This window comes from Candidatus Sordicultor fermentans (assembly GCF_012728195.1).
Lineage (GTDB): Bacteria > Atribacterota > Atribacteria > Atribacterales > Caldatribacteriaceae > Sordicultor > Sordicultor fermentans.
The window spans coordinates 1-7,210 of sequence record NZ_JAAYFP010000054.1; the positions used below are offsets into that span (position 1 = coordinate 1).

Genomic DNA, 7,210 nt, shown 5'->3' on the forward strand with positions numbered 1-7,210 from the left:
GAGTAAGCGGTGTCCTGTATACGACCTCATCCATTATTTGATTTATAGCATTGGATGCCCCTCTTCAATCATTAAAAACTCCTTTGCAGAGAGCAACAAAACTGGAGAAGAACCAGAAAACTATAAAGGAAGGCGGCCGCTAAAAAATTAGCTTGCGTAATGTGATGTGTTATCTTCCTCCTCGAAATATTTTTCAATAACAGCCTCTTTTATCTTATTGTCTTATAATGGACCCCGAAAACTGGACAGAGCAATAAGGTGTATTTAGTCTGCAAACGGAAAAGGAGAAAGATAAGAAAAATGGGTGATATCCGAAAGAAGCATGAGTATATCATCCTTTTAACATTGACCAGGGTTTTCAGTTTACAATGAGTTTGCTGAGGAACTGAAGAAAGCAGGGGTTCAAATCAGAGAGTTAGAAGAGAAGAGGAAAATACGGGCAAACAGGTTAGAGAGATCCACCTTAAAAGTTTTTTGCCTTGACATGGGGATCTACCTTAACATACAATTTGTGTGTAGGCTAGTGTTCCATATTTATCATGTTTGAAAACTTTTTAAGGGAGGGAGTATTGTGAAAAAAATATTTGTGGTCGTGACAACGGCGATTTTTCTCGTTGCCTTGCTGGTTGTTTCAGCCGGTGCCAAGATTGAAATTAGTGGGCTTTTTATGAAACAGGCTGGATATCAGGAAAGCGAGATTCGTGATATGACTGATGAATTTCTTAAACAAAACCCGGACATAGAAGTGAAACTATCGTTTGTATCTTATGAGGAACTTCATGATAAGATTGTGGTTTCTGCTGCTAGTGGAGTAAGCACTTACGATGTAATTCTCGTTGACTGCATCTGGCCAGCCGAGTTTGCTGGGGCAGGTTGGCTTCTCGACGTGACTGACCGTTTACCTGAGGAAGACCGAGCTGATATCTTCCCTGAAGTTTTGTCGGCGGTAACCTATAAGGGTAGGTTGTATGGCATGCCCTGGCTCAACGACTGGGAGTATTTGTTTTATAACAAGAAGATGTTGGAGGAGGTAGGAGCTAGTTCTCCTGCTTATTGGCCTGAGGTCATAGAAATTTCCAAAAAGCTCAAGGAAGCGAATATAGTCCAGTATCCTATTATCGATACCTGGGGACAGGCAGAATCACTGGTAGTTGCATGGCTACAATATGTGGTGGGTATGGATGGGTATCCATTTGATGAATCTGGTAATCCGGTTATGAATCAAGGTGCTCCACTCGAAGCGCTGAAATTTATGGTTGATAATACAAAAGAGGGTTATTTCAATCCTGCTTGTATAGAGTCTTTCTCGGAAGAGGTAAGAAGGGTATTTTCCTCTGGTCAGGCTGCTTTTGCTCTAAACTGGACCTATATGTATAACCTGGTGAACGATCCTCAAGAATCACAGATTGCTGGAGATGCTGTGTTGACTCTTGTTCCTGGATTTCCAGAAGGAAGAAGAAGTGCATCCTGCAATGGTGGTATGGGCTTGAGTATTATGCAGAGCAGTAAAAATCCGGACGAAGCCTGGCAATATGTGACTTATCTTGCTAGCAGAGAGGTTCAGAAAAAATACAGCCAGAGTGCTCTACCTATATGGAAATCGCTTTACGATGATCCAGAACTTATAGCGCAACAGCCCGAAATTATCAAAGTTGCCAAAGAGCAGATTCCCTACGTGTTTGATCGTCCTCAACTTTCCTGGTATTCACAATTTTCTGTGATTATGGTTGAGGAATTGCAGGCAGCACTCAGCGGGGCTAAAGCTCCAGAGCAAGCTATGGATGAAGCAGTAGCCAGATGTAAAGAAGTTATGGAAAGATATCGCTAATATTTGGGCGGGGTGGAAAAACCCCGCCCTCTGTAGAAGACCTTCATGAGACCTAAAAACTTTAGAAAAAAAGAAACATATTTTGCCTGGCTTCTTATCCTTCCTGCTTTTGTTTTTATAGGTATTATAATCTTCTATCCCATGATTCTCTCTTTTTGTATGAGCCTTTTTCAGATTGAACTTACTCGGGGAGATATAGGAACTCCTTTTATAGGTTTTAGAAACTATATCGAAGTTTTGAGTAGCTCTTATTTTTGGGATTCTATAGGAAGGACAGTCTATTTTACTGTAGTGTCCATTGGTCTCGAGATGCTTTTTGGTTTTCTAATTGCCTTGCTTTTAAACCAGGAATTCAAAGGTAGAGGTTTGTTGAGGAGTCTTTTATTATTGCCCTGGGCTTTACCTATTACAGTAGATGCCATTATGTGGAAGTGGATTTTTAATGCTAATTATGGGGCGCTTAATGCTTTTTTAACCCAGATTGGTATCATAGATTCTTATCGTGCCTGGCTAACTCGTCCCTGGAGCGCTATGCACTGTGTAATTGTAGCTGATGTGTGGAAGGTAACCCCTTTGGTTGCTTTATTGCTTCTTGCAGGATTACAGACCATACCCAAGGAGCTTTATGAGGCAGCGATGGTGGACGGTGCAGGCTGGCAGTCATACGTTTTTCGTATACTTATCCCCTTGCTTACTCCCACCTTCCTTGTGGTTCTGGTGCTTAGAACTCTGGATGCTTTCAGGGTCTTTGATATTATCTACATCATGACTCAAGGCGGGCCAGCGAATGCTACCAAGGTAATTTCTTTCCTGACCTATCAAGAGGCGTTCAAGTTCTTGAATTTTGGCAAGGGAGCTGCTCTGGCTTATATTATCACCATGTTTGTTGCCTTGATTGCTCTAGTGTACACTAGGCTGATGCAAAGACAAGTGGAATATTGAGGTGAATCAGGATGGGCATTAAGCGTCAAAAGAGGATTCGTTCGGTTATTATTGGTATATTTTCAATAATTCTGGCTGCTGTTATTCTGGCACCACCTCTCTGGTTATTCATATCTAGTATTGCTAATTTACAGGAACTCCTGAAAATACCTCTGCGTTGGCTTCCTGAGAAGCCCAGCTTTGAGCGATATAGAGAAATACTTTTTTCTCAAGGACCAGAAAGTGAGTTCAGAAAAACCATGTGGAATAGTTTTTTTATAGCACTTTTTGTTACCATTATCTGTGTCTCTTTGGGGTCATTGGCTGCCTATGCTTTTTCCCGCCTTCGATTTCCTGGTAAAGAAAAAATCCTTTTCGTCCTACTTTTTTCTTATATGCTACCGCCTATTGCGGTGATAATTCCTATTTATCGGATTTTTAGTAGATACCAGATGCTCGATACAAAACAGGCTCTTATTCTGATTTATTCGGCTATTTTAGTTCCATTTGTAATCTGGTTAATGCGCACTTATTTTGATACTATTCCCAAAGACTTAGAAGACGCTGCAAAAATCGATGGATGTTCTCACTTAGGTACGCTATTTCGAGTTATTTTTCCTCTTTCTGCTCCTGGAATTGTTGCCACTTCACTTTTTGCCTTCCTGATGTCATGGGAAGAGTTTTTCATTGCTCTTATTCTTACCTCTACTCCTCAGGCTAAGACCATACCGGTCGCTATTGCCGAGTTTTCGGGAAGACATTCTATAGATTTCGGAATGATGGCTACTGGAGGTATTCTGGCAGCTTTACCACCGATTTTAATAGCTTTTGTTTTTCAGAGATATATAGTTGGAGGATTGTTGTCTGGAGCAGTAAAGGGTTAGTTGTTATTTTTTTCAAAACCAGCAAAGAAAAATTCAAAATATCAGTTTCCCTGCTAAAAGCTCTTGTTGTGATGTTTCCAGATGTTTTTTTTAGGTTTACGAAAGTTTACTCCTTCTCATCTGGTCGGTGTAGCCGATTGACGCAAAAAAGAAACAGTGGTAGTATTACTGAAGGCAATTTGTATGTCGCCATGGGGGCGCTCTTGAAGCTCGGGCTGAGAATGTACCCCTTGAACCTGATCCAGGTAATACTGGCGGAGGAAATGGCGGGAAGAAGTTAAGAGTATAGCTTCGGTTTAGTTTTTGAGCTGCTTTTTTTATCTTCTTTTCAGTCGCTTTTTCCTCTTCTAAAATTATACAGGAGGAATAACATGTTGAAAACCCAGCTTGATTTTGCCAGGGCAGGCATTGTAACTGAAGAGGTACGTTGTGCCGCCCAGAATGAAGCGATAAGTCCTGAAGAGCTCTCACGTCTCATAGCTGCAGGGGTTGCGGTTCTACCCAAAAACGTGAATCATTCTTTCCCTCACATAAAGGCAATTGGCCATAAGCTAAAGACAAAAGTGAATGCCAATCTGGGGACGAGTGATGAGTGTGTAGACCTTGAATTTGAAAAGCGCAAGCTTTCTGCTGCTATAAAAGCGCAAACTGACTCCATTATGGACCTCTCGACCGGGGGAGACCTTCATCTTTTGAGGTCTTTTTTCTTAGAGGAATCACCGGTCATGGTGGGAGCTGTACCCATATACGCTGTGGCGGCAGAGCTGGCTCGAAGAGGTGAACCGCTGGAAAAGATGACCGAAGAAATGCTTTTTACCTCAATAGAAGAGCAATGCCGACAGGGTGTAGACTACATCACCGTTCACTGTGGCATAACGCGTGAGTCTTTTCGTAAACTTGACTCTTCCGGGCGTATTATGCCCTGCGTCAGTAGAGGTGGTTCAATTCATCTTTACTGGATGCGGAAAACTGGTAAAGAAAACCCTCTTTACGAGCATTTTGATGACCTTTTAGAGATTGCTCATCGCTATGATGTAACCTTGAGCTTAGGAGATGGCTTGAGGCCGGGGACAATTCTCGATGCTATAGATGGCCCACAGATTGAAGAGCTCATGACCCTTGCTGAGCTATCAAAACGAGCAAGGGCAAGGGGAGTCCAGGTTATGATTGAAGGTCCGGGGCATGTGCCACTTTCTCATATTCAATCGCATGTGCAGCTTCAAAAACGTTTATGCGAGGGAGCACCTTTTTATGTGTTGGGACCTATTCCCACCGATATTGCTCCTGGATATGACCACATTACCTCTGCGATAGGTGGAGCGCTGGCGGCGTCAGCAGGGGCAGATTTTCTGTGCTATGTGACGCCAGCTGAGCACCTCAGTTTGCCAGATGAAAACGATGTATATCTGGGTGTTATGGCCGCGAGAGTGGCCGCTCACGTGGGAGACATAGCTAAAGATGTGCCCGGGGCGATAGAAAGAGATAAAAGAATCTCCATTGCCCGGGAATGCCTGGATTGGGAAGGAATGATGGCGGAGGCTTTAGACCCCGAGCTTGTGCGCTGTAAATTTAGTTTAGCTTCTGACCGGCAATCCTGTACTATGTGCGGTAAACTTTGCGCTGTGAAAATGGTTCGTGGAGCATACGAATTACAAAAGGAGTGATAGAAATGAAATTAGACGAGGTCACCATAACTAAGGCGATAGTGGAGCGTTATTTTGAGAGGTTGATGGATAACTTGGATATTGATGTGGCTATAGTGGGTGGTGGGCCTTCGGGACTTGTGGCTGGATATTTCTTAGCTAAAGCAGGACATCGGGTGGCTCTTTATGAGAGGAAACTAAGCGTGGGCGGAGGGATGTGGGGTGGAGGAATGTTATTTAATGAAATAGTGGTGCAAGAAGACGCTAGGCACCTTTTGGATGAATTTGGAGTGCGAACTGTTCCTTATAAGGAACCTGGTTATTATACAGCTTCTTCGGTTGAAAGCGTGAGCACTATAACGAGTAAAGCAGTGAAAGCCGGGCTTTCGGTGTTTAACTGTGTGAGTGCAGAAGATGTAGTGGTAAAAGACGATAAGATTTCAGGGCTGGTCATCAACTGGACAGCTACTTCCCTGGCCGGTCTCCATGTAGATCCGCTTTCGGTGAGGTCTCGATTTGTCGTAGATGCTACAGGACATGATACTGAAGTTGTGGCTATGTTAGAGAAAAAAGCTCCAGGAAAGCTCTCAACTCCCACAGGAAGTATAGAAGGGGAGAAGTTTATGAATCCTGAGGAAGCAGAAAGGTTGACTCTGGAGAACACCAGAGAGGTATTTCCAGGCCTTTATGTGACTGGGATGGCTTGTAATGCTACTTTTGGAGGCCCCCGGATGGGGCCAATTTTTGGAGGTATGCTTCTCTCAGGTGAGAGGGTCGCTCACTTAATCTTAAAGGAGCTTTCCCGATAAGGCGAATAATTTATTTTCTGTATGTAGTCTGTAACATTGACGAGAGGGCTTTACCTTGTTATAATTCTCTGTGAGCCGGGCTGGTGGAACCAGGAAGACACGCTATCTTGAGGGGGTAGTGGGTTTATGCCCGTGCGGGTTCAAGTCCCGCGCCCGGCACCACCTGAAAATCACAAAGGTGGTAAGGCGGTATATTGGAAAAAAGGAATGGTTGAGAGGTCGTCTAAGGGTAGGACTCGTGACTCTGGATCACGCAGTGGTGGTTCGAATCCACCCCTCTCAGCCAACTTTTCCCAACGCAATCTCCCTATTGAGTGACCTACCTGACCGGGCGTAACCTCGGTTAAGACAAACCTCTCGATTTTCATCTTGGGCTCTTCTCCAATTCAGTTGCTCTCGGTAAAAGAGCCTTTAGTGACTGGAGAGAAGTGTTCGGTAATCACAGTTAAATAAAACCATTTGCCCTCCAAAAGCAAATACTTACTTCTTTTGATTGCCTCTTATCCTTTTCTCGCGGGATGCCTATATATCTTTTTAGGAGAAGAACCCTTCTTTGCAAATTTATAGAGTAATAGCTGTCTACTCAAGCTTTTTGTCACCGTGAGAAACCTCCTTTGGAATTCAGCAAGTGGAATGGAATATTTTATGATGAGATAAGACAGCCGCCATCATTGACCGTTTAGTTCACCACGGTCATTTACTGGTCTTTTCCGGACCAAGTTATCCTTTACCTCATTCTACTATGAACTGTTAGTTCTAGAATTAAAGGTGCTGCAAAAATTAACTTCCGGAATGCTGCAAGTTCATATTACCAAATATACCTCTGCGAGGAGTCTCCTTTTTTGTCGTCACGAGGAGCAGGTAGCCTACGGCGTAAGATTAAAAGCAAAATAGATAGAAAAACTAAAAATCAATAATGCTGGGAAAATACATCCCAGCTCTGATAATCTCTCTTTTTGGGGCTTCAACTTTTCGCCGTCACCCCGGCAATCTTTAAGCCGTTTTTAGCCTGTCCCTGAATGCCTCTATCAGGGATCCAGATGTTTTTAAAGCTTTTGGATGCCTGATTAAAAATCTCAGGCATGACGGAGGGGATGCCATCCCTGAACGTTTCTATCATCCCCA

5 protein-coding genes, 2 tRNA genes, 1 pseudogene and 1 riboswitch are annotated in these 7,210 nt (G+C 43.4%); all 8 genes and pseudogenes read left to right on the forward strand.

Features of this window, described 5'->3' with window-relative positions:
- The first annotated feature begins 571 nt into the window (after positions 1 to 571).
- The gene (locus tag GXZ17_RS02720; protein WP_409375757.1) at positions 572 to 1,828 is read left to right on the forward strand and encodes an extracellular solute-binding protein; all 1,257 of its coding nucleotides are present in this window, start codon (positions 572 to 574) and stop codon (positions 1,826 to 1,828) included.
- A 45-nt stretch (positions 1,829 to 1,873) separates the two neighbouring features.
- Positions 1,874 to 2,770 (forward strand): carbohydrate ABC transporter permease, encoded by an 897-nt coding sequence (locus tag GXZ17_RS02725; RefSeq protein ID WP_409375758.1) that lies wholly within the window; start codon positions 1,874 to 1,876, stop codon positions 2,768 to 2,770.
- An 11-nt stretch (positions 2,771 to 2,781) separates the two neighbouring features.
- Positions 2,782 to 3,633 carry a carbohydrate ABC transporter permease gene (locus GXZ17_RS02730; RefSeq protein WP_409375759.1) on the forward strand — a complete coding sequence of 284 codons (852 nt, stop codon included), beginning with the start codon at positions 2,782 to 2,784 and terminating at the stop codon, positions 3,631 to 3,633.
- A 183-nt stretch (positions 3,634 to 3,816) separates the two neighbouring features.
- Positions 3,817 to 3,913: riboswitch (TPP riboswitch) on the forward strand.
- 91 nt (positions 3,914 to 4,004) lie between these two features.
- Positions 4,005 to 5,297 carry a phosphomethylpyrimidine synthase ThiC gene (gene thiC / locus GXZ17_RS02735; protein ID WP_409375760.1) on the forward strand — a complete coding sequence of 431 codons (1,293 nt, stop codon included), beginning with the start codon at positions 4,005 to 4,007 and terminating at the stop codon, positions 5,295 to 5,297.
- A 5-nt stretch (positions 5,298 to 5,302) separates the two neighbouring features.
- Entirely contained in the window at positions 5,303 to 6,085 is a 783-nt protein-coding gene (locus GXZ17_RS02740; protein WP_409375761.1) for a sulfide-dependent adenosine diphosphate thiazole synthase, read from the forward strand.
- Between the two features lie 74 nt (positions 6,086 to 6,159).
- Positions 6,160 to 6,247, forward strand: a tRNA-Leu gene (locus tag GXZ17_RS02745).
- A 50-nt stretch (positions 6,248 to 6,297) separates the two neighbouring features.
- A tRNA-Gln gene (locus GXZ17_RS02750) sits at positions 6,298 to 6,371 on the forward strand.
- A gap of 328 nt (positions 6,372 to 6,699) precedes the next feature.
- Positions 6,700 to 6,839 (forward strand): annotated as a pseudogene (locus tag GXZ17_RS02755) (ATP-binding protein); the annotation flags it as partial.
- Positions 6,840 to 7,210 lie beyond the last annotated feature (371 nt).